Source organism: Micromonospora zamorensis, from assembly GCF_900090275.1.
GTDB classification, from domain to species: Bacteria; Actinomycetota; Actinomycetes; order Mycobacteriales; family Micromonosporaceae; genus Micromonospora; species Micromonospora zamorensis.
The window spans coordinates 2,642,004-2,666,651 of the sequence record NZ_LT607755.1 but is presented as its reverse complement, the minus strand read 5'-3'; the positions used below and the strand labels follow the sequence as shown (position 1 = coordinate 2,666,651).

General features: G+C 73.5%; 26 protein-coding genes. 8 read left to right on the top strand and 18 right to left on the bottom strand.

What is annotated here, in order from left to right; translation table 11 throughout:
* The first annotated feature begins 61 nt into the window (after nt 1-61).
* From GA0070619_RS11435 to GA0070619_RS11415, 5 genes are all read left to right on the top strand, one after another.
* Nucleotides 62-454: a PIN domain-containing protein gene (locus GA0070619_RS11435; RefSeq protein ID WP_088948040.1), complete on the top strand. Its 393-nt coding sequence runs from the start codon at nt 62-64 to the stop codon at nt 452-454.
* Between the two features lie 152 nt (nt 455-606).
* Complete coding sequence (locus tag GA0070619_RS11430) at nt 607-867, top strand: hypothetical protein (protein ID WP_088948039.1); 261 nt, start codon at nt 607-609, stop codon at nt 865-867.
* Nucleotides 868-873: 6 nt separating this feature from the next.
* Nucleotides 874-2,022: a hypothetical protein gene (locus tag GA0070619_RS11425; RefSeq protein ID WP_088948038.1), complete on the top strand. Its 1,149-nt coding sequence runs from the start codon at nt 874-876 to the stop codon at nt 2,020-2,022.
* Entirely contained in the window at nt 2,015-4,690 is a 2,676-nt protein-coding gene (locus GA0070619_RS11420) for an FtsK/SpoIIIE domain-containing protein (RefSeq protein WP_088948037.1), read from the top strand. The genes GA0070619_RS11425 and GA0070619_RS11420 overlap by 8 nt, the downstream gene beginning before the upstream one ends.
* Nucleotides 4,687-5,349 carry a hypothetical protein gene (locus tag GA0070619_RS11415; RefSeq protein WP_088948036.1) on the top strand — a complete coding sequence of 221 codons (663 nt, stop codon included), beginning with the start codon at nt 4,687-4,689 and terminating at the stop codon, nt 5,347-5,349. Before GA0070619_RS11420 ends, GA0070619_RS11415 begins: the two co-directional genes overlap by 4 nt.
* 82 nt (nt 5,350-5,431) lie before the next feature.
* On the opposite strand, the gene GA0070619_RS11410 is transcribed toward GA0070619_RS11415, so the two are convergent.
* A complete protein-coding gene (locus tag GA0070619_RS11410) occupies nt 5,432-6,706 on the bottom strand; it encodes a cupin domain-containing protein (RefSeq protein ID WP_088948035.1) in 1,275 nt (424 codons plus the stop codon).
* Nucleotides 6,707-6,715: 9 nt separating this feature from the next.
* On the bottom strand, nt 6,716-7,021 hold the full coding sequence (locus GA0070619_RS11405) for a hypothetical protein (RefSeq protein WP_088948034.1): 306 nt from the start codon (nt 7,019-7,021) through the stop codon (nt 6,716-6,718).
* Between the two features lie 157 nt (nt 7,022-7,178).
* Between GA0070619_RS11405 and GA0070619_RS11400 the strand changes: the two genes are divergently transcribed.
* Nucleotides 7,179-7,958, top strand: coding sequence for a DUF72 domain-containing protein (locus GA0070619_RS11400; RefSeq protein ID WP_197699637.1), 780 nt, complete (start codon nt 7,179-7,181; stop codon nt 7,956-7,958).
* A gap of 45 nt (nt 7,959-8,003) precedes the next feature.
* Here the strand turns inward: GA0070619_RS11400 and GA0070619_RS11395 are convergent, their stop codons facing one another.
* The 9 genes from GA0070619_RS11395 to GA0070619_RS11350 all read right to left on the bottom strand — a co-directional run bounded on the left by GA0070619_RS11395 (nt 8,004) and on the right by GA0070619_RS11350 (nt 13,829).
* Nucleotides 8,004-8,432, bottom strand: coding sequence for a DUF2267 domain-containing protein (locus GA0070619_RS11395; protein ID WP_088948032.1), 429 nt, complete (start codon nt 8,430-8,432; stop codon nt 8,004-8,006).
* Between the two features lie 289 nt (nt 8,433-8,721).
* Nucleotides 8,722-9,594 (bottom strand): DUF72 domain-containing protein, encoded by an 873-nt coding sequence (locus tag GA0070619_RS11385; RefSeq protein ID WP_088948031.1) that lies wholly within the window; start codon nt 9,592-9,594, stop codon nt 8,722-8,724.
* A 48-nt stretch (nt 9,595-9,642) separates the two neighbouring features.
* Nucleotides 9,643-10,041 carry a TraR/DksA family transcriptional regulator gene (locus GA0070619_RS11380; RefSeq protein WP_088948030.1) on the bottom strand — a complete coding sequence of 133 codons (399 nt, stop codon included), beginning with the start codon at nt 10,039-10,041 and terminating at the stop codon, nt 9,643-9,645.
* Between the two features lie 164 nt (nt 10,042-10,205).
* Entirely contained in the window at nt 10,206-10,859 is a 654-nt protein-coding gene (locus GA0070619_RS11375; RefSeq protein ID WP_088948029.1) for a nucleoside/nucleotide kinase family protein, read from the bottom strand.
* A 41-nt stretch (nt 10,860-10,900) separates the two neighbouring features.
* Entirely contained in the window at nt 10,901-11,506 is a 606-nt protein-coding gene (locus tag GA0070619_RS11370) for a winged helix-turn-helix domain-containing protein (protein ID WP_088948028.1), read from the bottom strand.
* Nucleotides 11,507-11,753: 247 nt separating this feature from the next.
* A complete protein-coding gene (locus GA0070619_RS11365) occupies nt 11,754-12,302 on the bottom strand; it encodes a winged helix-turn-helix domain-containing protein (protein ID WP_088951725.1) in 549 nt (182 codons plus the stop codon).
* A gap of 50 nt (nt 12,303-12,352) precedes the next feature.
* Nucleotides 12,353-12,838, bottom strand: coding sequence for a rhodanese-like domain-containing protein (locus tag GA0070619_RS11360; protein WP_088948027.1), 486 nt, complete (start codon nt 12,836-12,838; stop codon nt 12,353-12,355).
* Nucleotides 12,839-12,884: 46 nt separating this feature from the next.
* The gene (locus GA0070619_RS11355) at nt 12,885-13,340 is read right to left on the bottom strand and encodes a cysteine dioxygenase (RefSeq protein ID WP_088948026.1); all 456 of its coding nucleotides are present in this window, start codon (nt 13,338-13,340) and stop codon (nt 12,885-12,887) included.
* A gap of 111 nt (nt 13,341-13,451) precedes the next feature.
* Complete coding sequence (locus tag GA0070619_RS11350; RefSeq protein ID WP_088948025.1) at nt 13,452-13,829, bottom strand: signal peptidase I; 378 nt, start codon at nt 13,827-13,829, stop codon at nt 13,452-13,454.
* A gap of 64 nt (nt 13,830-13,893) precedes the next feature.
* Here GA0070619_RS11350 and GA0070619_RS11345 point away from each other — a divergent pair, with 64 nt between their 5' ends.
* Nucleotides 13,894-14,286, top strand: a complete 393-nt coding sequence (locus tag GA0070619_RS11345) for an ankyrin repeat domain-containing protein (protein ID WP_088948024.1) — start codon at nt 13,894-13,896, stop codon at nt 14,284-14,286.
* 32 nt (nt 14,287-14,318) lie between these two features.
* Nucleotides 14,319-15,266, top strand: a complete 948-nt coding sequence (locus tag GA0070619_RS11340) for a DUF3500 domain-containing protein (RefSeq protein WP_172862029.1) — start codon at nt 14,319-14,321, stop codon at nt 15,264-15,266.
* A gap of 118 nt (nt 15,267-15,384) precedes the next feature.
* Here the strand turns inward: GA0070619_RS11340 and GA0070619_RS11335 are convergent, their stop codons facing one another.
* From GA0070619_RS11335 to GA0070619_RS11305, 7 genes are all read right to left on the bottom strand, one after another.
* Nucleotides 15,385-16,143 (bottom strand): class I SAM-dependent methyltransferase, encoded by a 759-nt coding sequence (locus GA0070619_RS11335; RefSeq protein WP_088951723.1) that lies wholly within the window; start codon nt 16,141-16,143, stop codon nt 15,385-15,387.
* A gap of 228 nt (nt 16,144-16,371) precedes the next feature.
* Nucleotides 16,372-16,863, bottom strand: coding sequence for a DUF2231 domain-containing protein (locus tag GA0070619_RS11330; RefSeq protein ID WP_088948023.1), 492 nt, complete (start codon nt 16,861-16,863; stop codon nt 16,372-16,374).
* 332 nt (nt 16,864-17,195) lie between these two features.
* On the bottom strand, nt 17,196-17,936 hold the full coding sequence (locus GA0070619_RS11325; RefSeq protein WP_088948022.1) for a GAF and ANTAR domain-containing protein: 741 nt from the start codon (nt 17,934-17,936) through the stop codon (nt 17,196-17,198).
* Nucleotides 17,937-18,115: 179 nt separating this feature from the next.
* Nucleotides 18,116-20,407 (bottom strand): accessory Sec system translocase SecA2, encoded by a 2,292-nt coding sequence (gene secA2, locus GA0070619_RS11320; RefSeq protein ID WP_088948021.1) that lies wholly within the window; start codon nt 20,405-20,407, stop codon nt 18,116-18,118.
* Nucleotides 20,408-20,530: 123 nt separating this feature from the next.
* Nucleotides 20,531-22,336 carry an ABC transporter ATP-binding protein gene (locus GA0070619_RS11315; protein WP_231927377.1) on the bottom strand — a complete coding sequence of 602 codons (1,806 nt, stop codon included), beginning with the start codon at nt 22,334-22,336 and terminating at the stop codon, nt 20,531-20,533.
* A 73-nt stretch (nt 22,337-22,409) separates the two neighbouring features.
* On the bottom strand, nt 22,410-23,498 hold the full coding sequence (locus GA0070619_RS11310; protein WP_088948020.1) for a zinc-binding dehydrogenase: 1,089 nt from the start codon (nt 23,496-23,498) through the stop codon (nt 22,410-22,412).
* On the bottom strand, nt 23,491-24,501 hold the full coding sequence (locus tag GA0070619_RS11305) for a Gfo/Idh/MocA family protein (RefSeq protein ID WP_088948019.1): 1,011 nt from the start codon (nt 24,499-24,501) through the stop codon (nt 23,491-23,493). The genes GA0070619_RS11310 and GA0070619_RS11305 overlap by 8 nt, the downstream gene beginning before the upstream one ends.
* Nucleotides 24,502-24,648: the final 147 nt, after the last annotated feature.

The window sequence follows — 24,648 nt, the reverse complement described above, 5'->3', positions numbered from 1 at the left end:
GCACCGGCATTCCGGGAGTGGCGTCCGGCCGGGGCCGGCCGTTTGGTGGCAGGCTGAGGGGATGACTGAGACCCCGCTGCTGATCGTGGACGGCGCCAACGTTGTCGGCTCCCGCCCGAACGGGTGGTGGCGTGACCGCGCCGGCGCCGCGGCCCGGCTACGCGACTCGCTCGCCCCGGTGGCGACCGTCGGACTGCCGGCCCGGCTGCCCGCCCCGGTCGAGGTGGTGCTGGTGGTCGAGGGTGCGGCGCGGGACGTGCCGGGCACCGAGGGCGTGCGGGTGGTCTCCGCCGCCGGCTCCGGCGACGACACAGTGGTCGAGCTGGTGGCCGACGCGCCCGAGCGCCGTCGGCTGGTGGTCACCGCGGACCGGGAGCTGCGCGGGCGGGTGACGGCGCTGGGCGCCGAGGTGTACGGCCCGCGTTGGCTCCGCGAGGCCCCCGCCAGCAACTGAGAAATTCTCGCACTGGGACTCCCACAGAACGGACTCCCGGCACTTCCGGGTGCCTTCCGGACAGGCGGGCAGGAACACCGACAGGGCGGATGTTCTTTCGCGGCCCCCGATAGGCTCTAATGGAGATCTCCCCGCCCCCAGGAGGTTCCGCCGTGGCGAGCGTCGCCGAGTTGAAGGCTGCCATTGATGTTGCCCTCCAACAGATCGGGGACGGGCAGACAGCCGTGCAGGCGGCCGGCGAGAAACTGTCCGAGGCGCAGCAGACCCTCGCCGGCGCGCTCGAGGGCAGCGGGCACGAGACGGTGGAGGCGGCCCAGTCGTCGCTGACGCAGGCCAGCCAGGAGCTGGAGGAGTGTCTCGCCGCGACACTGGTCGCGGTGGAGCAGGCGCAGCTCTACGTCGCCACCCTGTAGGCCACCATGTCCATCATCGAGGACGTCGGTGGGCAGGTCCGTGCCGCCAGCGAGGAGTTCCCGGTGGCCCTGCTCGGGCAGGCGCTGGAGAAGTTCGGCCTGGCCGCGGAGAGACTGCGCTGGGTACGCCAGGAGTCGGCCAACCCGATGGGGGTGCCGGAGCTGTCCGCCGCGACCGAGCACGCCGAGAGCGCCGGCTACGCGTTGCGGGTGGCACAGGAGCAGCTCTCGGCGTACCTGACCGCGATCGGGCTGGGCGCGGACGGCACCCCGGCGCCCCGCCCAGAACAACGCGCTCCCCGACACGACACGCCGCCGGCCACCGGGCCCACAGCGGTCGCGCCGGAGCCGGCGGAGCAGGTGCGAATGAGCCGCTGGTGGTCGGTGCGGGTGGCCGAGCTGACCGGCGGGCGCGAGGGCACCGACGACGAACCCGACGAGCGGGTGGACGACTCCCAGGAGTTGCTGCGCCGAGTGGTGGGTGGTGTCCGCTCCGGCGACCGGGACCGGCTCCGCAAGGAGCTGCGCCGGGCTCCGGCCGACGTGGGGCTGGGCATGGCGGCGCTGGCGCCGCCCCTGCTGCGCGAGCTGGCCGGTGAGCTGCTGGGGCACCCGCCCCGCGCCACCGACCTCGGGCGGCTGCGCGGTGAGCTGGACGGGCGGGTACGCGACCTGCTGCCCGGGCTGCCGCCGCCGGTGCTGGAGACACTGCTGACCCGGGTGTGCCGGATGCCGCCACCGCGCGCCTCCGGGGAGCCGCCGCACGCGGCCGACTCCGCGGTCACCGCCGGGGTGGCGACCGGGCTGCTGCTCGCCCGACTCGGCCGGGACCTCCCCGCAGGCGGCGTGAAAGAGCCGGTGGGCGCGGGACAAGCGAACGGCGCGGAGCAACGAGGCGGTGCGGGGCAGCCGGCGCGGGCCGGGCGGCCGGCCGGCGCGGGGCAGTCGGGCGGGGCCGGACAGTCGGCGGGCGCGGGCGCGCACGTCGGCGGTGCTGTTCAGCGGCCGGGCGCGCAGCGCTCCGGTGGCCTGCCGCCGCACCCCGGTGGCCTGCCGCCGCGCACGGATGGTGGGCCGCCCCGCTCCGGTGGTGTGCCGCCGCGCTCGGGTAGCCCGTGGCGGGACGCGCCGGCTCGACGGAGCTCCGATGGCTGACCGGCGCGGCCAGTTGGCCAGCCGGGTCCGCGACACCCTCGCCGAGGCGTTGGGCGCGACCCGTACCCGCCTGTCCGCAGCCCAGGCCGAGCTGACCGCCGGGCGCGAACGGCTGGCCCGGGTCGAGCGGGCGGCTGCGGCCGTACCGGCACGGGTGGGCGCCCAGCGGGACCGCCGCGTCGCCGAGATCGACGCCCGCTACTCGACCCGGATCGCCGAACTGGCCCGGCGCGCCGCCGACGCGGCCCGGCAGGAGGCGCCGGGCTGCGCGGGGGCCGACTGGGCGGGGTGGGCCCCGACGCCCGCCCGCCGTGCGGAGCCACCCGGCGCGCTACGGGTCGGCACGGTCCGGATCGACGGCGTCGACCCGGTGCCCGCGCTGGTGCCGCTGCTCGACGCCGGGCACGTACACCTGTCCGGGGACGATCGCGCCGGCTGCGACGCCGTGGTGTCCGCGTTGCTGCTGCGGGCCGCCGGCCGCGCCGACCCGGGCGCGGTACGCCTGGTCGGGTACGACCCGGAGCAGCTCGGCGGTGGCCTGGCCGGGTTCGCGCCGCTGGGCACGGCGGGGCTGCTCACCTTCGTCGGCCCCGGCGGTCTGGGCCCACTGCTCGACGACCTGGTGGAGCAGATCCGCCGGATCAACGAGACGGTGCTCGCCGGCGAGTACGCGTCGTTGCGCGAGCTGGCCGCGGCGACCGGCCGACGACCCGAGCCATGGCGGGTGGCGGTGCTGCTCGGCGGTGATGAGCTCAACCGGCACGAGCGCGGGCAACTGGACCGGGTGGTACGCGCCGGCGCGGCCTGCGGGGTGCACCTGGTGGTCCACGGTGTGCCGCTGCCGGAGGACCCGACGGTGACCCGGGTGGTGGCCGGGGTGTCCGGCGCACGCATCGGCGGGTCGGCCGGGCTGCCCGTCCGTCTCGATCCACCGCCACCGGCGACGCTGGTCACCGAGACGTGCCGGGAGATCGCCGCCCGGGTGAACGCCGGCCCACCGCCGACCCCGTTCGCGGACCTGCTGCCCCCGCCGGAGCTGATGTGGCGGGAGGACTCATCCGACGGGCTGACCGCGCCGATCGGCGAGGGGCCGCAGGGCCGGCCGGTGCGGCTGACGCTGGGCGACTATCCACCGCACGCGCTGATCGGCGGACCGTCCGGCACCGGCAAGACCAACCTGATCTTCGCGTGGATCGGCGCCCTTGCCGCCCGCTACTCCCCCGCCGAGCTGGAGTTCTACCTGCTGGACTTCAAGGAGGGCGTGTCCTTCGCGCGGTTCGCGCAGGGCCGGCGCGACCCGAGCTGGCTGCCGCACATGCGCCTGGTCGGGATCAACGTCAACACCGACCGGGAGTTCGGCCTGGCGCTGCTGCGTTTCCTCGCCGAGGAGCTGCGTCGCCGCGCCGACGCGGCCAAGAAGCACGAGGTGACCAAGCTGGCCGAGCTGCGGGCCGTCGACCCGACCGGGCACTGGCCACGGATCGTCGCGGTGGTCGACGAGTTCCAGATGCTGCTGGCCGGTCGGGACGTGGTCGCCCGGGAGTCGGCCGACCTGCTGGAGGACCTGGCCCGACGCGGCCGGTCCCAGGGCATCCACCTGGTGCTCGCCTCACAGGACGTGCGGGGCATCGAGGCCCTGTGGGGCCGCCCCGCGCTGGTCGCCCAGTTCACCCTGCGCATCGCGTTGCCCAAGGCGCTGCGGATCCTCGCCGAACGCAACGACGCGGCACAGTCGCTGCCTCGCTGGCACGCGGTGGTCAACGCCGAGTCGGGCATGGTGGAGGGCAACGAGGTCGCCCGGATCCCGTCGGCCAGTGACTGGGAGACGTGGAGCGGTTTGCAGCACCGGCTGTGGCGGATGCGCCCGGCCGACGCGGCACCGGCCCGGCTCTTCGACGGCGACGCGATTCCCCGACTGGCGGACGCCCCGGACTTCCGTACGCTCGCCGCGCCCGCGGACGGGAGCGTGCCGCGCAGCCCGGTTGCCCTACTCGGGGAGATCATCGACGTGCAGTCCCGCTCGGCGGCGCTGCGACTGCCGCGCGCCCCCGGGCGCAACCTCGCCGTGCTCGGCACCCGGGTGGACGAGGCCTGCGCGGTGCTGGACGCGGCAGCCCGCTCACTGGCCCGCCAGCACCCGCCGGGCACCGCCCGGTTCTCCATCGCCTGCCTCGACGCCGACGCTGACCCGATCGCCCGTGCGCTCTACGACGACCTGGCCGACGACGCCGCCTGGTACGACGAGGAGACAGTCGGTGAGCTGATGGCCGAGACGGCCGACGGGCTGACCGGCCCGGGGAGCCCGCACTACCTGCTGCTGTTCGCCGTCGACGCGGCGGCCGGCGCGCTGGCCGCCCGAGCCGGCCGACGCACCGGGCTGGAGCAGCTGCGGCGGATCCTGCACGACGGGCCGGAACGACGGACGCACGTGCTGGCCTGGTGGCGGGGAGTGGCACGGATGCGTGCCGACCTCGGCGGGCCCGCCGCGCGTACCGACCAGATCGGCGCCTGGGTGGCGCTGGACACCCACGGCGGCGAGCTGGGTTCCTCGCTCTACCCGGGCACCGGCGGCCCGGACTGGTATCCCCGCCCCTGGCGGGGCCTCTTCTTCGACCGGGCGGTGCACCGCACCGGACAGGTGATCATCCCTTATGGTCCGTCGCGATGAACGAACCGGTGGCCAGCGAGACGTACACGGCCCAGCTCCGACGGCTGGCCGACCTGACCGCACGAGTGGGTGAGCAGCGCGCTGAGGCGCACACCTGGTACGAGCGGCAGTGCGCCGCTGCCGAGCAGGCTGTCGCCGACGCCGCCGAGCAGCTCCAGTACGCCGAGGAGGAGCTGGTCGCCGCCCGCGAGCAGCAGGAACGCGTCGATGCGGAGGTAGCTCACCTGTGGCAGCAGGTCCGCTCGCGCCTCGGCGCCCGTCGCCTCGGTGGCCCGCCCGCACCCGCGAACGGCACCACGGCCACCGACCCGGTGCTGCTGCTCGGCAAGGCCCGTGACCTGCTCGACCGCGCCGGGCAGCCGGGTGAGCTGCCGGGTTCGGTCAACCCGCTGCTGGCGCTGTGCGGGGTGGCCGGCGCCGTCCTGGCGTACGCCCTGGGGGTTGGGGCGCGGGCGTTGGGCGTCGGGTACGGCGGCGATCTCGCGGTCGGGATGCCGGTGCTGGCGCTGGTGGTGACCCTGTTCGGGCCGTTGATCGGCCTGGTGCCGGCGCGGGTGCTGGCCGACCGCCGGCACGCGATGCTCGGTCCCCGGCCGATCACCGTGGTCCTCGGCGTCGGGGTGGTCACCACGGTGCTGCTGCTGGTGCTCGGCCGCTGACGCGCCGGGTGGCCGGGTGGACGCCGCCGGCAGGGCCGACAGCGCAAGGCCGGCGGGGCGCGCCGACAGGCGAGGGTGGCGGTCAGGCCGGGACCAGGACGGCCTCGCGCAGCAGTCGACGGGTCAGGGTGACCCGGTCGGCGTCGTCGGGCAACCCGGGCAGGTCACCAACCCGGGTCACTGCGCCGCTGAGCAGGACACGAGCCGCCGCCTCGCAGTCACCGGGCAGGGTGATCGTCCGGTCGAACAGCCGCAACGCCACCGTGTCCGACCCGTGCGGCACCAACTGCCAGCGCAGGCCCGGCCGCAGGGTGACCTGGGAGTCGGCGTCAAGCGCGGCCACCGCGTCGGCCTGGGCGAGCGGCCGGATGGGTGCAGGGCGGGCGGCCGGCCAGGCGCGTTGGCGCAGGCGCGCGGCGACCGCACCGGGGTCGGCGCGCAGGAGCCAGTCCCGCAGTGCCTCGACCGTCTCGGTCAGCTCCGGTTCGATGGCGTCCGGGTCGGCGACGTCGGTGCCGAACGGCAGGCTGGCCCGCAGCCGTTGGTCCTCGGCGGCCAGCGCCAACAGCTCCTCGACCAGGGCGTAGCGGGTGAGCGCACGGATGCCCACGGTCAGGTGCAGCGAGCTGGCGTCCTGCGCCTGCGCGCTGTGCAGCCAACCCCGGGGCAGGTAGAGGGCGTCGCCGGGGGCGAGCACCACGTCCAGCGCGGCCTGACCCTGCGCGGTGGCACCGACCTCGTCGGCGCGGCCACCCCACGGCTGCTTCTCCAGCGGGTCGGGCAGCACGGGCGGGTGGATCCGCCAGTGTTTGCGGCCGTCGACCTGGAGGACGAACACGTCGTGGGTGTCGTAGTGGGTGGCGAAGCCCTGGCTGCCCGCCGGGGTGAGGTAGGCGTTGATCTGTAACGGCTGGTTGAGCGCGAGGCCCAGGTCACGGGCGAAGTCGACGAGCGGTGGCCAGATCCGGTGCAGACCCTGCAACACGAGCGTGGCGCCGGAGGCGTACTGCTCCAGGACCCGCTCGTCGAGCACCTGGTCGCCGATCTCGGCGCCCGCGCCACCACCGCCGGTCCAGCGCGCCGCCGGCACCAACTGGCCGTCCTTGGCGACGCGCAGAAAGGGGGTACGCAGACCGCGCCGGCTGAGCAGCTCGTCGGCGTCGGCGGGGCTGAGCAGGTCGGCGAAGCCGGACGCGTTGGGCAGCTCGGCGGCGCGGGAGAGCAGCGGGGTGTGTCCCCAGTGCGCGGCGGCGAACTTGGCCGGCTCGACCGAGACGCAACGGGCCAGTGCCTCGGCGGCGTTCGCGGACGGAACCGCCGGGCGGCCGTGGCCGCCCGGCGGGTCGAGGTGCGTCATGATGTGCCGCTACCGGGCGCTGCCGTCAGCGCCGCCGTCCTGCTGACCCGGGGTGGCACCGCCATCGGCGGGACCCTCCGCGCCACCGTCGGCGCCGCCGTCCTGCTGACCCGGGGTGGCACCGCCATCGGCGGGACCCTCCGCGCTGCCATCGGCGCCACCGTCGTGCTGACCCGGGGTGGCACCACCGTCGGCGGGACCCTCCGCGCCACCGTCGGCGCCACCGTCGTGCTGACCGGGGGTCGCGCCACCGTCGGCCGGGCCCTCCGCGCCGCCGCCGCCCATGGTCTGCATGTCGTCATCGTTGAGTGCCATCGGTACTCCCTTGGGTGTGCCGCCCCGCCGTGCGCCGGGGTCCGTCGTGCTGCGGGTGGTACCCCACGCGCGATCTTCTCTAACCCTCACCGTAGACGCCGAACCGGGGCGACACGGGCAGTTCGCGAGCGGCGGCGGAGAGTGCCAGGATGGGGTGGTGATCCTGGTGGGCACGTCCGGCTGGCAGTACCGGGACTGGCGGGGCCGCTTCTACCCGCAACAACTGCCGCAGCGGCTCTGGCTGGAGCACTTCGCGGCCGGGTTCGCCACGGTCGAGGTCAACAACGCCTTCTACCGGCTGCCGGAGCGGGAGACCTTCGCCGCCTGGCGGGCGCGCACACCGGCGGATTTCTGCGTGACGGTGAAGATGAGCCGCTACCTCACCCACATCAAGCGGCTGCGCGATCCGGACGAGCCGGTGGCCCGGTTCCTCGGTCGCGCCACCGCGCTCGGTGACCGTCTCGGCCCGGTGCTGCTGCAACTGCCGCCGAACCTCCGGGCGGACGTCGACGCGCTCGACGCGACCCTGCGGCTGTTCCCGGCCGAGGTGCGGGTCGCCGTCGAGCCCCGGCACCCCTCCTGGTGGACCGACGCCACCCGGGCGGTGCTGGAACGGCGTCGGGCCGCGCTGGTCTGGGCCGACCGGCTGGGGCGCCCGGTCGCTCCGCGCTGGCGCACCACGGACTTCGGGTACCTGCGCCTGCACGAGGGGCGGGCACGGCCGTGGCCCCGCTACGGCCGCGCGGCGCTCACCTCATGGGTGCGGCGGCTGACCGACGCCTTCGGCGAGGACGAGCCGGCGTACGTCTATTTCAACAACGACCCGGGCGGCGCCGCCATCGTGGACGCTGTCGCGTTCGCCGCGCTGGCCCGTGCGGCCGGGCACCCGGTGTCGCGGGTGCCGACGCCGGCCGAGGCGGACACCTCCGGCGACTGAGCCCGCCCGAGGCGTTCCTCGGGCGGGCTCACGAGCGTCAGGTCGTCACGGCATCATCTTGGCGAGGTCCTTGGGCATGGTGTCCTTCACGTCCTGCCACTCGCCCTGGGTGACGTGTCGTCGCAGGGTGTCCAGCACCACCTGCGTCACCCGTTCCGGGCCGCCCTCCGCGTCGTACGGGAAGCCCTGACGGACCTCGTAGAGGAAGTCGTCCCGGTTGAGCTTGATCGGTACGTCGGATGGCACCCAGCCGTCGAAGTAGATCCCCCGCACGAGCACCGGCAACTGCTGGGCGAACTCGACGCTCTCGTCCACCGGCAGCCGGTCGCGCAGCAGGTGCAGCACCGTGCGCAGAGCCGCGTACGACTGGTTGCGCCGTTCCTTCGGCCAGCCGTAGGCGTTCTCGATGTCCTTGAGAATGAGGTTCGTCTTGTCCAGCGAGGACTCGAACGCTGAGATCATCGAGTCAGCCATCGGTCGACCCCCGTTCCGTGCTGTCCCACCGTCGGTCATCGGCGCGGCGAGGCGGCCCCGATGGGCCGCGGCGTGCCCGCACCGGGCTGCCCTGCGGCGCGCGGCGGGCGTTGTCCGCCGTACCGACCACGTGCAGGACGGCACCGCGCCGTCGATCCGTCACCACTCGAACCGTCATCCCCGTCACCTCCGTGTCGTCTGCGGCGTCGACCACCCCCGGGCGGTCGTACCCACCGTCCCCAGCCTGCCGGCGCTGCGGGTGACCCGGCCCCACCCGGATCGGGTGAGGTCAGTTGGCGTCGAGGAGGCCAGCGAGGGTCTTCGCGTTGGTCTGGGCGTAGTCGCGGTAGCAGTTGTTCATCAACACGTGCGTCTGACCGGCCTCGTCGGCCAGCTCGCGCAACTTCGGCGCCCAGTCGGCCAGCTCCCGCTTGGAGTAGTGGTAGCCGAACTTCTCGTGGATGTCCTTGCTGGTCCACTTGTCACTGTGGCCGTGGAAGCGCACCACCGCGAGGTCCGCGGTGGCGGCCAGGATCGGGGGCAGCGACGAGCGGTGGCCCTGCGGCATGTCCACGCAGACGTACGGCAGTTTGTGCTCGCGCAGGAAGGCCAGGGTCTCGTCGGCGTTGTCGCCGTCGAACCAGGAGGCGTGCCGGAACTCGTAGACCGGGCGCAGCGGCGCGCAGCGCTTCGCCACCTCCAGCAGGTACTGCTTGTTGGCCCGCTTGATGGTGAACCAGGGTGGGAACTGGAACAGCAGCGCACCCAGCTTGCCCGCCTCGACCAGCGGGTCCAGGGCGGACAGGAAGCGCGTCCAGACCTCCTCGTACGACTGCGCGGGCAGGTCGTCGGGGTAGACGTTCTTCTTGTCGGTCTCCGGACGCAGGTCCTTGTAGAGGGCGTTGACCCGGGTGGGATGCCCGGTCAGCAGACTGAACGCCTTGATGTTGAAGGTGAAACCGGCCGGTGTGCGCTCGGCCCACAGCTTCGCGGTCGCCTCGGCGGGCGGCGAGTAGTAGGTGGCGTCCACCTCGACCAGCGGGAACTGCCGCGCGTAGTAGGCCAGCCGCTTCTCCGGGGTGTCCGCCGTCTGCGGGTACCAACCCGAGTCCAGCAAGGTGCGGTCGGTCCAGGACGCGGTGCCCACGAGGATGTCACCCATGGTTCAAGTCCATCGCGTCACGGACCGACCGGCAACCGCTGACGTCGCTCAGGCCGCCCGCCGTTCGCGGGTCTGCTTGCAGGTCACACAGGTGGTGGCGGCCGGGAAGATCTCCAGTCGCTCCACCGGGATCGCCGCCGAGCAGCCCTCGCACCAGCCGTAGGTGCCCTCGGCGAGCCGGCCGAGCGCGTGCTCGTACTGGGCGCGGCGGTCGAGGATGGTGCGCAACAGGGACTGCGCGGTGTCCCGCTCGGCGGTCTTGGTGCCGCTGTCGGCCTGGTCGTCGCCGGCGGTGTCGCCGACCTCCACCAGCCGCAGCACCTGGCTCTGGAGCACGGCCTGGTCGTACTCGGCGGTCAGCTCGTCGTAGCGCGCCTGCAGAGAGAGCCGGATCTGGTCGATCTCCGTCTGGGAACGGGTCGTACCGACCGTGTCGTGGACGAGCATCGCTGCCTGCCTTTCCTGGGCCTGTGGCTCACTGTGAACCGGGTGCCGGCGGCGTGAAGCCCCGGTCACGGTCGCAAACGGTGCGCGGGCGATCACCTGCGCTCTGTGAGCCGGGCGATTACCCACGGGATCGGCCGGGCAAACCGGCGAATTCCCGGGGCTTGTCAGCCGTCTCCGCCGGGCTCCACGAGCGCGGGGCGGCGGGGGTCGTCGGCTCGTACCACCACGTCGGCGAAGCTCGCCGGGACGACCTCCTCGGCGTAGCGGTCGAAGGCGGGCAGCGCCCACTCCTGGGCCGGTTCGGTGCGTCGACGCAGCGCCGCCGGGGACAGCTCCAGGTGGACGGTGACGTCGAAGGGCAGGCCGCCGCCGAGCAGCAGCGGGCCGCTGACGAGGACGACGCCTCCGGGTGGCAGGTCGACGTAGTGAGCACGGCTGGCCCGGTCGGCGTCGGCGTCCCAGAGCGACGGGAGCACCCGCCCGGTGCCGCCCGGGCCGGCCGGGTCGAGCACCTCCCGGCGCAGGCCGGCCTCGTCGACCCAGTTCTCGTAGAAGGAGTCCGGGTTGGTGCGGCCCAGCTCGTAGCGCAGGGACGCGGGGCGGAGGAAGTCGGTGGCGCGTACGTGCAGCACCGGACGGCCCCGGGCGCGCAGCGGGTCGACGAGCGCGGCGGCCAGCTCGTCCGGGCCGGCGGCGGGAGCACCGTCCACCGCCACCCGCAGCCGGGCGGGCCCGGTGGCGGCGCGGGTCGCGGCGTCGGCCAGCCGGCCGGTCAGCTCGGTGACGAGCAGGTCGGGCGAGATGGGACGGATGCGCACCGGACCATCCTGCCCCGCGTCGGGTGGGCGGGTGACGCCGGTCAGCTGCTGCGGTCGATGGTGACCCGGGCGTCGTCGGCCAGCCGGTAGCCCACGCCGTAGACGGTGGTGACCAGGGGTACGTCCACGCCGACCTTGCCGCGCAGCCGACGCACGTGCACGTCGACGGTGCGTACGCCGGCGTGCTCGTAGCCCCAGACGGCGTTGAGCAGTTGCAGCCGGGTGAACACCCGGCGCGGGTGGGCGACCAGGTGCAGCAGCAGGTCGAACTCCAGCCGGGTCAGCGGCAGCGGCTCGTCGTCGCGCAGCACCGAGCGGGACGAGGCGAGGATGTGCAGGGCCGGGATGGTCGGGCTGAGGGCCCGGGTCGGTGACCGGTTGGCGGGCGCCTGGTCGGGGCGGCGTTCGGTCGGAACGGACCCGATGATCACGCCCTCGCCGCGCTCCAGCATCTCCCGGGCGGCTTCGAGCAGCCGACGTGCCGCTGGGGTCAGCGACTCCTCACAGGCCAGCGGGATGGACAGCGTCACGGTGAGCACGGGCGTCGCGGTGTTCGCCGGGCGACGCTGACCGCCGGGCGGTCGACCGGGCACCGCGGGTTGCGACGTATGCCATCCGGCGCGCGACGAGGCAGGGCTGACCGACATGGTCCTCCTTGGGCTGGTCCGGGTATCTCCCCACGGCCCGGGACGCCGCTTCATCGATGCTTCCCGGCGCCCGGGCGAGAATCAAGAGGCGGCTGCGTTGCATGAATGTGACAATTGACGAACACATCGGAGCCAGACGCTCGCTCTGCGTACGAAGCCTGATGATTACAGCAGAGTCGCCGAGATGCCCCGATACGGGGGTCCCCGCCCGGTTCACCGGGATGCTCGCAGGCCGCCGGACCAGGGCTTATCGGCTGTGGTCCACGCTGATCCGCGCCTCGTCGGCCAACCGGTAACCAACCCCGTAGACGGTGGTCACCACCTCCGAGCCGTCCAGCTTGGCGCGCAGCCGTCGAACGTGCACGTCCACGGTCCGGGCTACCGCGTGCTCGTACCCCCACACACTGGACAACAGCTGGAGGCGGGTGAAGACCCGGCGTGGCCGCTCGGCCAGGAACAGCAGCAGCTCGTACTCGATGCGGGTCAGCGGGACGACCCGGTCGCCCTGGCGGACCATCCGCGAGCCGGCCAGGATGCGGACGTGGGCGGCGTCGGCGGACGGCGCGCCGGCGGCGGGGCTCGCGGCCGGTCGCGGCGCGGGCACCACGTCCTCGACGGTACGCAGCTGGCCCTCCCCCGACTCGGCCAGCTCGCCGAGCAGTTGCACCAACCGGGCCAGCCGGGGGCTCAGCGGCCCGGGGACGAGGTCGAGGGTGATGGTGAGGGTCGGGCCGGTGCGCGGGCGGGCCGGGCGGGTGCCCGGGTGGCGGCGCGTGGGGATGGCGACGACGGACATGGTGCCTCCTGAGTGGCGGTACGCCCGCCACGCCGGGTGCGGCGTGACGGTCAGCGGCGCGCCCACCCGGTCTTGACGGGGGACGCGAGTGGGGAGGTGTGCAGCGGGGTCGGGCCGAGGGCTGGCAGGCCGGCGATCCGCCAGGCCGCGAAGCCGCCGACCACGTCGGTGGCCCGGTGCAGGCCGACGTCCTGCAGGGCGGCGGCGGCCAGCGACGAGGTGTAGCCCTCCTGGCAGAGGATCATCACCGGCACGTCGTAGTCGACCGCCTGCGGCAGTCGGGCCGGGCAGCGGGGGTCGAAGCGCCATTCCAGCACGTTGCGCTCGACAGTGAGCGAGCCCGGCACCACGCCGTGCGCGGCCCGCTGCGCTGCCGGTCGGATGTCGACCAGCAGTGCTCCGGCCCGGTACGCCAGGTGCGCGCGCTCCGGGTCCAACCGGTGCAGCCGGGCACGCGCGGCGGCCAGGATCTCGTCGATGCCCCGGGAGCCCGGCGGCGGCACGGGGGCCGGACAGTGCTCGGCGGTTACCTGCATTATCGGTTCCTTCCGGTGACAGGGAGTGGATCGTGGCTGGCCGCGGTCACCAGGACCGGCCGGCTTCGGCGACCTCGGCGACCCGCAGCCGCCCGTCCACCAGGTGGTAGCGGGTCATCCGCAGCAACGCCGGCCGGTAGACGTGCACGCTGACCGCCGGCGCCGGCCCCTGGTTGGTCACCTGGTGCACGTGTCGGGGGCCGAAGCGGCGACCGGCGCCGGCGGGCAGCAGTCGTGGGCGCAACCGGCCGGCGGCGACCGTCTCCTCGGTGAGCGTGCCGCTGACGACGCGGAACCCTCCGGCCGAACCACCGTGGTCGTGCAGGTCGGTGCCCTGCCCGGGCAGCCAGCTCAGTGCCCACACCTCGTGGTCGTCGCCGACGTCGAGGCGCGCGTACCAGCGCTCGGCCGGGTCGAAGCGCAGCGCGACCGGCCAGCCGGCCGGGTCGGCCCACCGGGCGGCGACGGTGAGCAGGTCAAGCTCCGGGCGGCGGTGCGTCATGGCGGTTCCTCGCGGGTCGTTCGGCGGGGTGCCCTCGTACTCTAGACGGCAAAGCCTATAGGTTTAGTAGGTAATTCCACCTGCTGGGACGCAGGTCAGACCTGGTGTCGATCAGCGCAGCACCGGCGGGTCCACCCGGTAGCCGGGCAGCGAGGGCCACCGCACGGTCAGGACCACCGACGCGCGCTCCGCGAACCAGGAGTGGTCCACTCCCCGACCCCACACCACGTAGTCGCCCGGCGCGGCCAGCCGTACCGTGCGGTCCGGCAACTCCACCCGGAAGCACCCCTCAATGAGTACGAGCAGAGTGGTGCGCCGCTCCCCGGTCGCCCACTGGGACCGGGCCTGCCCGGGCGGGTGCACTCCCCACTTCACCTCGACGTCGGCGCTGTGCCGGATCTCCCCCGGCGGCGCGAAGTGCCCGAGCAGCCAACCGGCATTGGTGGCACCGTCGACACCCGCGTTGCCCACGTACACCGTCTCCGCCATCGGACCCCTCCCCCAGCACACCGGCCGAGCAACGTATCAGGACCGCTGCGACTAACCTGGAGCGGTGACCGACCACCTCGACGCCGAGACGCTGGCGTTCGCGCACCGGATGTTCGACCTGGCCCGGGCCGGCTCCACCGAGGAGCTGGCCGCACAGCTCGACGCCGGCCTGCCCGTCAACCTCACCAACGACAAGGGCGACACGCTGCTGATCCTGGCCGCGTACCACGCCCACCCGGACACGGTGGCCGCCCTGCTCAGTCGCGGCGCCGACCACTCCCGGGCCAACGACCGGGGTCAGACCGCGCTGGCCGCCGCGGTGTTCCGCAGCAGCACCGAAGCGGTCCGCGCGCTCCTCGCCGCCGGCGCCGACCCGGCACACGGCAACCCCTCGGCACTGGAGACCGCGCAGTTCTTCGACCTGCCGGAGATGACGGAGCTACTGCGCGCCGGCTGACACCAGCGCCGACGGGCCGGTATACAGGGTCGGTGGAAGATCCCCTGCCCGAGCAGATGCGGGCCGCCGGCACCACGCTGCTGGCCGCGCTCGACCCCGCCGCCCGCGACAGCGCCGTGCACCCGTTCGACGACGAGTCGTCCCGACGCTGGCTGGAATACCGGCCTCGACCCCGGCCCGGCGTCTGCCTCGCCGAGCTCGACGCCGCCGGCCGCAAGGCCGCGCACCGGTTGCTGGCCACCGCGCTCAGCCCTTCGGCGTACGCCCAGGCGATGGCGATCATCGCGTTGGAGGAGGTGCTGGACCGCGCCGAAGGCTGGCACCGAGGGCGGCACAGCGGTGACTACTGGGTGGCCGTTTTCGGTGACCCGGCGCGCGACGACCGCTGGGCGTGGCGACTCGAAGGGCACCACCTGTCGGTGAACATGACAGTGGTGGACGGTCAGGTCTCCCCCGCACCGATCTTCTTCGGCGCCAACCCGGCAGCGGTCCGCTACGCCGGCCGCCCGGTCTCCCGCCCACTCGGCATCGAGGAGGACCTGGGTCGGGCACTGCTCGACGCGATCGGGCCGGCCGAGCGATCCGCCGCGATCATCGCCGACGAGGCACCCGCGGACATCATCAGCGCCACCCGCGGGCAGGTCGACGCCCCGCTGGAGCCGCTCGGCGTGCCGTCCGACCGGTTGGGGCCGACCGGGCGCGCACTGCTCGACCAGGTGGTCGCGCTCTACCTGGACCGGCTGCCGCCCGAGCTGGCCATCCGCGAGGCGCGCCGACTGGACGCCGGCCGGCTGCACTTCGCCTGGGCCGGGCCGACCCACCCCGGGCAGCGGCACTACTACCGGGTGCAGGGCGATGACCTGCTGATCGAGTACGACAACACGAGCGCCGACGGCAACCACGCCCACACAGTGCTACGCCGCCCCGCCAGCGACTTCGGCGCCGACATCCTGGCAACCCACCACGAGGCCCACCACTAGTCCGCCCTGGCCTGGCCCGCCCCGCCCGCCCGGTCGATCATGGACTTGTGGTGGGCGGCTTGGCCCGGTGCGCCACTTTTGCGGGGCACCACAAGTGCATGGTCGCCGCGGTCAGGGGTCAGGGCCGGGTCGCCTCGATGAGGAAGCGTTGGGCGTGGGCGGTGAAGGGGCCCTCGGTGGTGATGCGCTCGTGCAGGGCCAGGAGTTCTTCGCGGTAGCGGTCCACGGTGAACCCGGGAACCGTCCAGATCACCTTGCGCAGGAACCAGACCACCGCACCGATGTCGGAGAAGGTGGCCCGCAGGGTGGCCCGACGCAGGTCGACCACCCGCAGACCAGCGTCTTCGGCGGCGGCCGCCGCGTGTTCGGGATGCCGGTGGGCCGGCGGCGGCAGCGGGCCGAGGATCGCCTCACTCAACTCCCGCATGGTGCCCGCCCCGATCTGCTGGGACAGGAACGTCCCACCCGGCCGCAGCACCCGAGCGGTCTGCGCCCAGTCGGTCCGCACCGGATGCCGGCTGACCACCAGGTCGAACGAGGCGTCGCAGAAGGGCAGCGGCCCGTCCGGGTCGACCGCCACCACCGTCGCGCCCACCCGGCGCAGGGTGCGCCGGGCAACCTCCACGTTGGGCGGCCAGCCCTCGGTGGCCGTCAGCAGCTTCGGCGGATGCGGCACCTCGGCGAGCACCTCACCGCCGCCGGTGTCCACGTCCAGAGCGGCGGTGGCACGCGCCATCCGATCGGCGACCAGTCGGGCGTACGCCCACTGTGGACGCTCCTCGGTAGCCCGGCCCGCCAGCCAGTCGAAGCCCCACCCGTCGATCGGCGCGGCGGCTGCCTCCGCGATCAACTCCTCGGCGTTCCGCAGATCGGTCATGGCGGTCAGCCTCACCGGCCGGCCACCCGACCGGCAACTCATTTGCGCCCGCCACGGCCCCGCCGGACGGGTCGGGTCAGGGCCGATCCGTCCGAACCGCTCATCGCCCGGCCAACCGGGTCACAGGTCGGACGAACCAGGCGGGTCGGGTCACGGGCCGGCAGGCATTGGGCTGGCAGGTGTGGGGCCTGGGGCCTGGGGCCTGTAACGCTCTCCCGGCAGTGCGCGTCAGGGGCGCGGGCGGACGATCTCGACGGTGCCGTTGGCGAGCGCGTCGAGGCCGCCCGTCTCGGTGCGCCCGCTGTCGAATTGCCGCATCAGCCGGGCGCCCAGGTGCACGCCGATGCCACCGGCGGCGAGCGCGACCAACTCGGTGACCAGGATCGCGGCCGACGCGCCGTGCTCCGGTGACTGCGACCGGACCAGGCAGGTGAGCAGGAACAAGCCGGCCATCACCGCGTTCACCAGGTTGAAGGCGACCGCTGTGCGGCGAGTGCGGTCGACCGGAACGTCCCACAGGTCGATCATGCCGGCCACCGCGGTCAGTGCCGCGGCGACGAGGGCGGCGACGCCGGTCCAGTAGCCGACCTCGCCCAGGAACGCCGGTCCGCCGACGACATCGGTGAAGTCGAAGACGGTGGCGCTGACGAAGAGCCCGAGCGGGAACGTGACCAGCATCGGTTGGATCGGGTGCCCCTGCACCCGCAGCCGGCTCTGCATCGGTCCTCCCCCGGGTCGGCGCAGCTCACCTGACCAGAGTGCTACCCGAGGCCGGTCGGGACGAAACGACGCCGCCCGACTCGCCGCCGAGAGAGAGAACGGGCACCACCGAAAGAACACGCACCGCCGCGGGCACAGGCACCACCGCGCGCACACGGACCGCCGGGAGGTTGATCGACTCGGGATTCAGGAAACCGGTCCATCCACGAGCCGCGAACACCCCGGATTCAAGGAACCCGAGTCGATCAACGCCGTAGCGCCGAACGCCGAACCACGAACGCCGACCCGCCTGGGCGAGCTGCGGCGCGCGGTCCGGTCAGGCGTCGCGCCGGTCAGGCGTCGCGGGGGCGGGAGACCGTCCGGACCAGTCGCTCGGCCACCTCGCGCAGCGGAATGTCCAATGACGACGCCGCGGTGCGCAGCACGTCGAGGGCCTCGGCTGGCGGGCACCCGCGCTGAGTCATGATCACCCCGACGGCCTGGCCCACCACCCCGTCGTGCAGCAGTGAGGCGTCCCGCTCGCCGGCGAGCGTGAGTTGCCGCTTGCGGTCACGGACGGCCGCCAGCAGCAGGCCGGCGTGTTCGGCGAGCAGCATCGCGGTCAACTGGTGCTGCGGGGTCAGCAGCTCCGGCGAGGCGGCGTAGAGGTTGATCGCGCCGATCACCTGGTCGTCGATGTCCACCGGCGCGGAGATGACCCCGCGCACGCCGAGATCCCGGGCGCGCGCCGTCCAGAGCGGCCAGCGGGTCTCGCCGGCCAGATCGGCGGCGAGGATCATCTCGCGGCGTTGGATGGCGCTCATCGCCGGCGAGTCCGGCCCGTGTCGCAGGTCGTCCAGCCCGGCCAGCCGCTCGTCGGAGGCGGCCACACCGGCGGGTTCGCCGGCGCGCAGGGCGGTGAACCCGCACCAGCGCACTCCGGCCACTGCGTCCCGGGTGACCCGGACCAGCGCCAGCAGCGCCTCGTCAAAGTCGGTCAGGGCGATCAGGCCGGCGGTCAGCTCGCGTAACAGGGCTGCGGTTTCCAGGACACCGAGGGTCTGCACCATCGGCTCCCGCGTGTCGAGGTTCACCGGTTCGCAGCCTCCGTGCGCCCTCGCGCCCGGCCCGCGATCATCGTCACCTGTGTCATCGTCTGCTCTCTCCCGACTTGACCGACCAGCGCTACTACCCGAGGAAACCTGGGTCGAAACGACGTAAATCGGGGCCCCTGCCGCACGCGGAGGCACGACAGGGGCCCCGGTGGCCTACGTCAGCGCGAGGTGCCGCTGAGTCGCCGCCCGATCGACGCGATCAGCCGGTCCAGCTCGGACCCGAACGGGTTGTCGTGCACCAGGTACGTCCAGGTGGCGGTGGGCCGGACCAGGGTGCCGTCGTCGGGCTGCCAGTCCTCATCGAATTCGGTCTCGGTGAAGGTGGCGATGGTGCGGGCCTCGATCTCCGGGATCAGGTCGTTGAACGCCGGCACGGCGGCCCGGTGGAACTCGTCCAGCGGGTCGAGCCGGCCCAGCGCGCGCAGGTGCACGCCCTCGCGGACCTCCGACAACTCGGCCAGGTGCTCGGCCCAGAGCCGGTCCAGGTGGAAGAGCGCGATCGAGCGGGCCGCACGGGCGAGCAGGTCCTCGTCCATCTCGCCGGCCTTCTCGGGCTCCTTCTCCAGCAGCATCACGGCGGCCACGTCACTGGTCAGCAACCGCTCGCGGCGCGCGGCGAGAGCCTTGCGCTGCTGCTCGATCACCACGCTGTAGCGCCAGGTGTTGCGGTGGATCTCGTGGTTGACGCCCTCGGCGACCCGCTGGGCGTGCTCCACCGCGTAGTCGACCTGCTCGTCGGTCACCAGGCCGTCGGCGTTCATCCGCGGCGACGCCGGCACCGAGTCGGCGGCGTGCCGGACGACCAGGTCGTCCTCCAGGCTGACGAAGAAGACCGAGCCGCCCGGGTCGCCCTGCCGGCCGGCACGACCACGCAGCTGGTCGTCCACCCGGCGGCTGTCGTGCCGGCCGCTGCCGATCACGTAGAGGCCGCCCAGCTCGGCGACCCGCTCCTGATCGCGTCCGTCGCTGCCGCCCAGTCGGATGTCGACGCCCCGGCCGGCCATCTGGGTGGAAACGGTCACCGCGCCGTACGCGCCGGCCTCGGCGATGATCGACGCTTCCTCGTCGTCGTTCTTGGCGTTCAGCACGACACAGGGCACCCCGGCCGCGTTGAGACCGGCGGCCAGGCCCTCGGACTCCTTGACGTCCAACGTGCCGACCAGCACCGGCCGCCCCTTGGCGTGCCAGCGCTGGATCTCGTCGATCAGCGCCTCGTCCTTCTCGGCCCGGGTGGCGTAGATCCGGTCCGGCTCGTCCTCGCGGATGCAGGGGGTGTTCGGCGGGATCACCGCGACCTCAAGTCCGAAGAACTCCCGCAGCTGGTCGCCGACCAGCACCGCCGTGGCGGTCATGCCGCAGACCTTCGGGTAGAGCGCGATGTACGCCTGCATGGCGATCGTGCCCAGCACCTCGCCCTCGGCGGTGGCGTCCAGGCCCTCCTTGGCCTCGACCGCGGCCTGGAGCCCGTCCGGCCAGCGGCGGCGCTGGGCCACCCGGCCGCGCATCTCGTCGACCAGCTCGACCGAGCCGTCCCGGACGATGTAATCCACGTCACGGTGCAGCAGGGCGTGCGCGTGCAGCGCCACGTTGACCGCGGAGAGCTGCTCGACGTGCTCCTCGTCGTACAGGTCGATGTCTAGCTTGGCCTCGATGGCGGCCAGGCCGGCGGAGGTGAACGCCACGCTGCGGCCGTCGTCCGCGACCGTGTAGTGCTTGCCCTTGCGCAGGCCACGGACCAGCGCGGCGGCGGCGTGCACCGGGTCCTGCTCGCCCGGCACGGCGCCGGCCAGGACCATCGGCACCCGAGCCTCGTCGATCATGATCGAGTCGGCCTCGTCGACGATCGCGGTGGTCAGGGCCGGTTGCACCCGGTCCTCCACGTCGGTGGCCAGCTGATCGCGCAGGTAGTCGAAGCCCGCCTCGCTGACCGAGACGTAGGTGACGTCGCAGGCGTACGCGTCGCGCCGCTCCTGCGGGGTGGAGGCCTCGTTGACCCAGCCGACGGTGAGGCCGAGCAGGGTGTAGACCGGCTCCATCCACTGGGCGTCGCGTCGGGCCAGGTAGTCGTTGATGGTGAGCACGTGCACCGGCCCGTTGCCGAGCCGGACGTGCCCGTACGCGGCGATCGTGGCGGTGAGTGTCTTGCCCTCACCGGTGGCCATCTCGGCGACCTTGCCGGACAGCAGCGACATCGCGCCGAGCAGCTGCACGTCGTACGGCCGCTGGTCGAGGCCGCGGCGGGCGGCCTCGCGGCCGATCGCGCAGATCTCCTCGTAGCCGGTGGCGGCACCCGCGGCCTCGGTCAGCTCGGCGTCGTCCAGCGCGGCGAGCTCGTCCTCGCGCGCCTCGACAGCCGGCAGCAGCTTCTCCAGCGGAGCAAGATCCACGGTCGAGCCGGGGCGCTGAAGGAACCGCCGGAACTTGCTCTTGAACCGTTGCGACACACCCATGAGCGGCAACGGTACGCGATTCCGGCCGGCTTGCGCGGCCCGGCCGCCGGCAAGTCGACACCGAACGGGGAGAGCACCTCGACCCCGGCGGAGGAGTGCAGGTCGGCCCCCGAACGGACGGAGTCAGCCGACCAGCAGTTGGTGGGTGGCGAGCTCCCGGTAGAGCGGGTCGGTGGCGGTCAGTTCGGCGTGGGTGCCGACGGCCACCACACGGCCGCCGTCGAGGACGACGATCTGGTCGGCGTCGACGACGGTGGCGAGCCGGTGCGCCACGATCAACAGCGTCCGGCGGACGGCCACCGCGTCGATGGCGCGGCGCAGTGCGGCCTCGTTGCGCGAGTCGAGGTTGCTGGTCGGTTCGTCCAGCAGCAGCACCGGCGGGCCGGCGAGCAGCGCGCGGGCGATCGCCAGTCGCTGCCGCTCACCCCCGGAGAGCAGCACCCCACCCTCCCCCACCTGGACGTTCAGACCTTCGGGGGTGCGCTCGACCAGGTGCGCGAGGTTGACCTCGTCGAGCACCTGGCGCAACCGGTCGTCGGTGGCGTCCGGGGTGGTGATCAGCAGGTTCTCCCGCAGCGTGCCGGCCAGCACGGGTGCCTCCTGCTCGACGTAGCCGAGCCGGGCCCGCAGCGCGTCGCGGGGCAGGTCCCGTACGTCGTGGCCGTCCAGTCGGACCGTGCCGGCACTGACCTCGTAGAAGCGCTCGACCAGGGCCAGCAGTGTGGACTTGCCGGCGCCGGAGGGGCCGACAAGCGCGGTACGCGTACCGGCGGGCACCGCGAAGCTGACCTCGTGCAGCACCGGCTCTCCGCCCGGGTAGCCGAACCCCACCCGATCGAACTCGAGCATCGGTGCGGGCCGGCGCGGGGTGCTCGTGGCGGCGGCGGGAGCGGCCCGGTCGGCCGCGCCCTCGGCGGGCACGGCCAGGATCTCCTCGATCCGCTGGAGGGCACCCAGACCGGACTGCAACTGGGTGTACGCCCGCAGCACCTGGGCCAGCGGCAGCGCCAGGAGGAACAGGTACATGACGAAGGCGACCAGGTCACCGACGGAGATCGCCCCGGCAGCGACCCGTGCACCGCCGATGCCGAGCACCAGCAGGAACGCGCCCTGCACGGTGATCGAGCCGATCGGGCCGACCAGTGACTGCACCCGCGCCACCCGCAGGCCGGCGTCGTACGCCTCCCGCGCGCTGCCGGTGACGGTCTCCGCCTCCCGGGCCTCGGCGCGACTGGCCCGGATGGTCCGGGCCGCCGAGATGGCCCGCTCCACCGCCGAGGTCATCTCACCGATCCGCTCCTGGGCGGCTCGGGCCAGTGCCCGGACCCGGCGGGCGAAGGTGGCGGCGAAGCCCAGCCCCAGTGCCACACCGAGCAGGGTGACGCCGAACAGCAGCGGATCGAGCAGCACCATGGCGATGCCGGCGCCGACCACCGTCACCGCCCCGGTGACCGTCTCGAAGAGCCCGGAGGTGACGACCGCTCGCAACAGGGTGGTGTCCGAGCCGACCCGGGACAGCAGGTCGCCGGTGCGCCGGCGGTCGTACTCGGCGATGGGCAGCCGCAGCAGGTGACCGGCGAGCCGTCGCCGGGTGCCCAGCACCAGACCTTCGGCGGTGCGTTGCAGCAGGTAGTCGCGCAGCCCGCCGATGGCCGCGCCCAGCACCACGAGCGCCACCAGCACCGCCACCAGGTCGGCGACGGGATGGTCGGCACCGATGCGGTCGAGCACCGTGCGGGTGAGCAGCGGCTGCGCCAGCGACGCGGCCGCGCCGACCAGCGACAGCACGCCCACCACGACCAGGGTGCCGCGGTGCTCCCGCAGGTACGGCAGCAGCGCCCCCAGACCGACCGGTCGACCCGCGGCGCCACCACCGGCCGACCGGTCCGTCGAGGTTCCGCCGGTCGGCCGGTGCGTCGAGGTGCTCATGCCGGGAACGGTAGTCCGCCGCGTCACCCGGCCGGGCGCGCTCCGGCCCGCCGGGTCAGTCCGGCCCGCCGGGTCAGGCGGACAGCACCACCTGAAGCTCCTGGCGACGACGGTCGGCCAGATCGGTGAGCAGGGTGGGCGCCTCGTCGAACGGCACCACCGCCGAGACGAGGTGCTTGCGGATCACGTCCCCGTACGTCCGGAGCAGGTCGATGGTCTCGGCGGAGAGCCGCTCGCGGTCCCAGGTGGGTGCGAGCCCGCGCGGCACCCGGCCGATCTGCGCGCAGCGCAGCGAGAGCCCGTTGTGGTGGAACTCCTCACCGAGCCGCACCGCGTCCGCGCCCTCCTGGTAGAAGGCGAGGTCGATGACCGTGCCCTGGGGGCGCAGCAGCCGCAGGGCGAGCTGCAACGCCCACGCCTGCCCCCGGCACTGGAACACCACGTCGGCGCCCCGGTCACCGGCGGTGTGGGCCCACCGGGTCTTGAGTACGACCGCCGGGTCGTCCGCGTCCGGGTCGAGGGTTTCCAGACCGAGCGCCTCGGCGACCTGGCGACGGTGCGGGGTGGGGTCGAGCACCACCACCGAGGCGGCGCCGTTGCGCCGGGCGAACAGCGCCGTCAGCAGCGCCACCACCCCGGCGCCGACCACGGCGACGCGCCGGCCGCGTACCCCGTCGCCGAGGGAGCGGACGTCGGTGCCGTGCAGGTCGGCCGCGGCGTGCAGCAGACCGTTGGCGCAGATCGGACCCATGTGCGCGACGTAGACGCCGAGCAGCGGATCCAGGTCGTCCGGCAACGGCACGAACCGCTCGGCGACCGGGTCGGCGAGCCAGCCGGTGCGGTGCCCGTACGTCATCGCGCCGACAGTGCCCACGGCGACGGCCGGGGTGTCGCTCTCCACCACCCGGCCGACCTGCATGTAGCCGAGCCGGTTCACCGGGTACGGGGTGCTCGCCTCGCCGGGTTGGAACAGCCCCAGGTCGGCGTTCCAGGTGACGTTCAGGTAGGGGTTCGTGCCCTTGACGTAGCTCAGCTCGGTGCCGGCGGAGACGCCGCTGTAGAGCGTCTCCACCCGGAACGTGCCAGGACGCAGCGGCGCGGCGTCCTGCTCGACCAGCTCGACCCGGCCGGGGCCGGTGACCACCACGACCTTGTCACGCATCGACGGTCACCCCCGTGCTGATTGCCGCCGGGGCGGTCGGGGTGGCGAGCCGCACGGTGGTGCCGGTGCGGGCCGAGTCGGCCACCGCGAGGGCCAGCCGTTGGGTGGCCAGCGCCTCGGCGTACGGCACACGGACGTCGTCGCCGATGCCGCGGACGGCGTCGACGAAGGCGCGGTCCACCGCGATCCGGGCGGCCTCCGGGTCGGCGGGGACGTGTCGTTCACCGTCGGCGTCGCGGATCGTCAGGCCGTCCTCGGTGAGCGAGAGGGCCAGCCCGTCGGCGAGGATCTCCAGGCCGGCGCGGTGCTTCCAGCCCAGCACGCAGGCCGCGCTGAGGGTGCCGACCGCCCCGTCGGCGAAGCGCAGCGCGGCGGTGGTGACCGAGTCGATGTCGGCGCCGTCGACCGGCGGCGGGGTGCCGTTGCCGTACGCGGTGACCTCGGTCACCTCGCCGGCCAGCACACGGATCAGGTCCAGCACGTGGGCGGCCTGCTCGACCACCGGCCCGCCGGAGCGGTCCCGGCGCGACCACCATGCCACCGGGGGGACCTTGTCGAGCCAGGCGCCGCTGACCATCCGCACCGGGCGGTCGGCGAGCAGGTCTCGGGCCTGGTCGAGCACGCTCAGGTAGCGCCAGTGGTGGCCGACGGCGGTGCGCAGCCCAGTGCGTGCGACCAGGTCGGCGATCCGCTCGGCGGTGCCCAGGTCGACCGCGACGGGCTTCTCGACGAACATCGGCACTCCGGCCTCGATCACCGCCTCCTCGGCGGGACCGTGCGCGAAGGGCGGGACGCAGACGTACACCGCGTCCGGGGCCGCGGCCAGCAACTCGGTGACGTCGCGGAAGACCTGGCCGCCGTGCTGCGCCGTCAGCGCTGACGCCGCCTCCGGTGCCACGTCGGTCACCCCGATGAGCTCGACGTCGTCGAACCCGGACAGCACCCGGGCGTGGCGCTGTGCCACCCCGCCAGCGCCCACGAGACCAACCCGGCATTTCCGCATGCGACAACCTCTTTCGAGAACGTTTCCTTTTCGATGGGAGCAGTCCCCTGGGGTGTCCGCAATCAAACGTTCATGCCCTGGGAACGCGACAATGTCACTGTTGTGATCAAGCTGACGCCCTGGAAGCGGTTAGCGCGTGGTGGCGAA

What these genes read in the sequence shown, in the direction of transcription:
- GA0070619_RS11435 (WP_088948040.1), top strand. Translation starts at nt 62, where the DNA reads ATGACTGAGACCCCGCTGCTGATCGTGGACGGCGCCAACGTTGTCGGC.
- GA0070619_RS11425 (WP_088948038.1), top strand. Translation starts at nt 874, where the DNA reads ATGTCCATCATCGAGGACGTCGGTGGGCAGGTCCGTGCCGCCAGCGAG.
- GA0070619_RS11420 (WP_088948037.1), top strand. Translation starts at nt 2,015, where the DNA reads ATGGCTGACCGGCGCGGCCAGTTGGCCAGCCGGGTCCGCGACACCCTC.
- GA0070619_RS11415 (WP_088948036.1), top strand. Translation starts at nt 4,687, where the DNA reads ATGAACGAACCGGTGGCCAGCGAGACGTACACGGCCCAGCTCCGACGG.
- GA0070619_RS11410 (WP_088948035.1), bottom strand. Translation starts at nt 6,706, where the DNA reads ATGACGCACCTCGACCCGCCGGGCGGCCACGGCCGCCCGGCGGTTCCG.
- GA0070619_RS11405 (WP_088948034.1), bottom strand. Translation starts at nt 7,021, where the DNA reads ATGGCACTCAACGATGACGACATGCAGACCATGGGCGGCGGCGGCGCG.
- GA0070619_RS11395 (WP_088948032.1), bottom strand. Translation starts at nt 8,432, where the DNA reads ATGGCTGACTCGATGATCTCAGCGTTCGAGTCCTCGCTGGACAAGACG.
- GA0070619_RS11385 (WP_088948031.1), bottom strand. Translation starts at nt 9,594, where the DNA reads ATGGGTGACATCCTCGTGGGCACCGCGTCCTGGACCGACCGCACCTTG.
- GA0070619_RS11380 (WP_088948030.1), bottom strand. Translation starts at nt 10,041, where the DNA reads ATGCTCGTCCACGACACGGTCGGTACGACCCGTTCCCAGACGGAGATC.
- GA0070619_RS11370 (WP_088948028.1), bottom strand. Translation starts at nt 11,506, where the DNA reads ATGTCGGTCAGCCCTGCCTCGTCGCGCGCCGGATGGCATACGTCGCAA.
- GA0070619_RS11365 (WP_088951725.1), bottom strand. Translation starts at nt 12,302, where the DNA reads ATGTCCGTCGTCGCCATCCCCACGCGCCGCCACCCGGGCACCCGCCCG.
- GA0070619_RS11360 (WP_088948027.1), bottom strand. Translation starts at nt 12,838, where the DNA reads ATGCAGGTAACCGCCGAGCACTGTCCGGCCCCCGTGCCGCCGCCGGGC.
- GA0070619_RS11355 (WP_088948026.1), bottom strand. Translation starts at nt 13,340, where the DNA reads ATGACGCACCGCCGCCCGGAGCTTGACCTGCTCACCGTCGCCGCCCGG.
- GA0070619_RS11350 (WP_088948025.1), bottom strand. Translation starts at nt 13,829, where the DNA reads ATGGCGGAGACGGTGTACGTGGGCAACGCGGGTGTCGACGGTGCCACC.
- GA0070619_RS11335 (WP_088951723.1), bottom strand. Translation starts at nt 16,143, where the DNA reads ATGACCGATCTGCGGAACGCCGAGGAGTTGATCGCGGAGGCAGCCGCC.
- GA0070619_RS11330 (WP_088948023.1), bottom strand. Translation starts at nt 16,863, where the DNA reads ATGCAGAGCCGGCTGCGGGTGCAGGGGCACCCGATCCAACCGATGCTG.
- secA2 (WP_088948021.1), bottom strand. Translation starts at nt 20,407, where the DNA reads ATGGGTGTGTCGCAACGGTTCAAGAGCAAGTTCCGGCGGTTCCTTCAG.
- GA0070619_RS11315 (WP_231927377.1), bottom strand. Translation starts at nt 22,336, where the DNA reads ATGAGCACCTCGACGCACCGGCCGACCGGCGGAACCTCGACGGACCGG.
- GA0070619_RS11310 (WP_088948020.1), bottom strand. Translation starts at nt 23,498, where the DNA reads ATGCGTGACAAGGTCGTGGTGGTCACCGGCCCCGGCCGGGTCGAGCTG.
- GA0070619_RS11305 (WP_088948019.1), bottom strand. Translation starts at nt 24,501, where the DNA reads ATGCGGAAATGCCGGGTTGGTCTCGTGGGCGCTGGCGGGGTGGCACAG.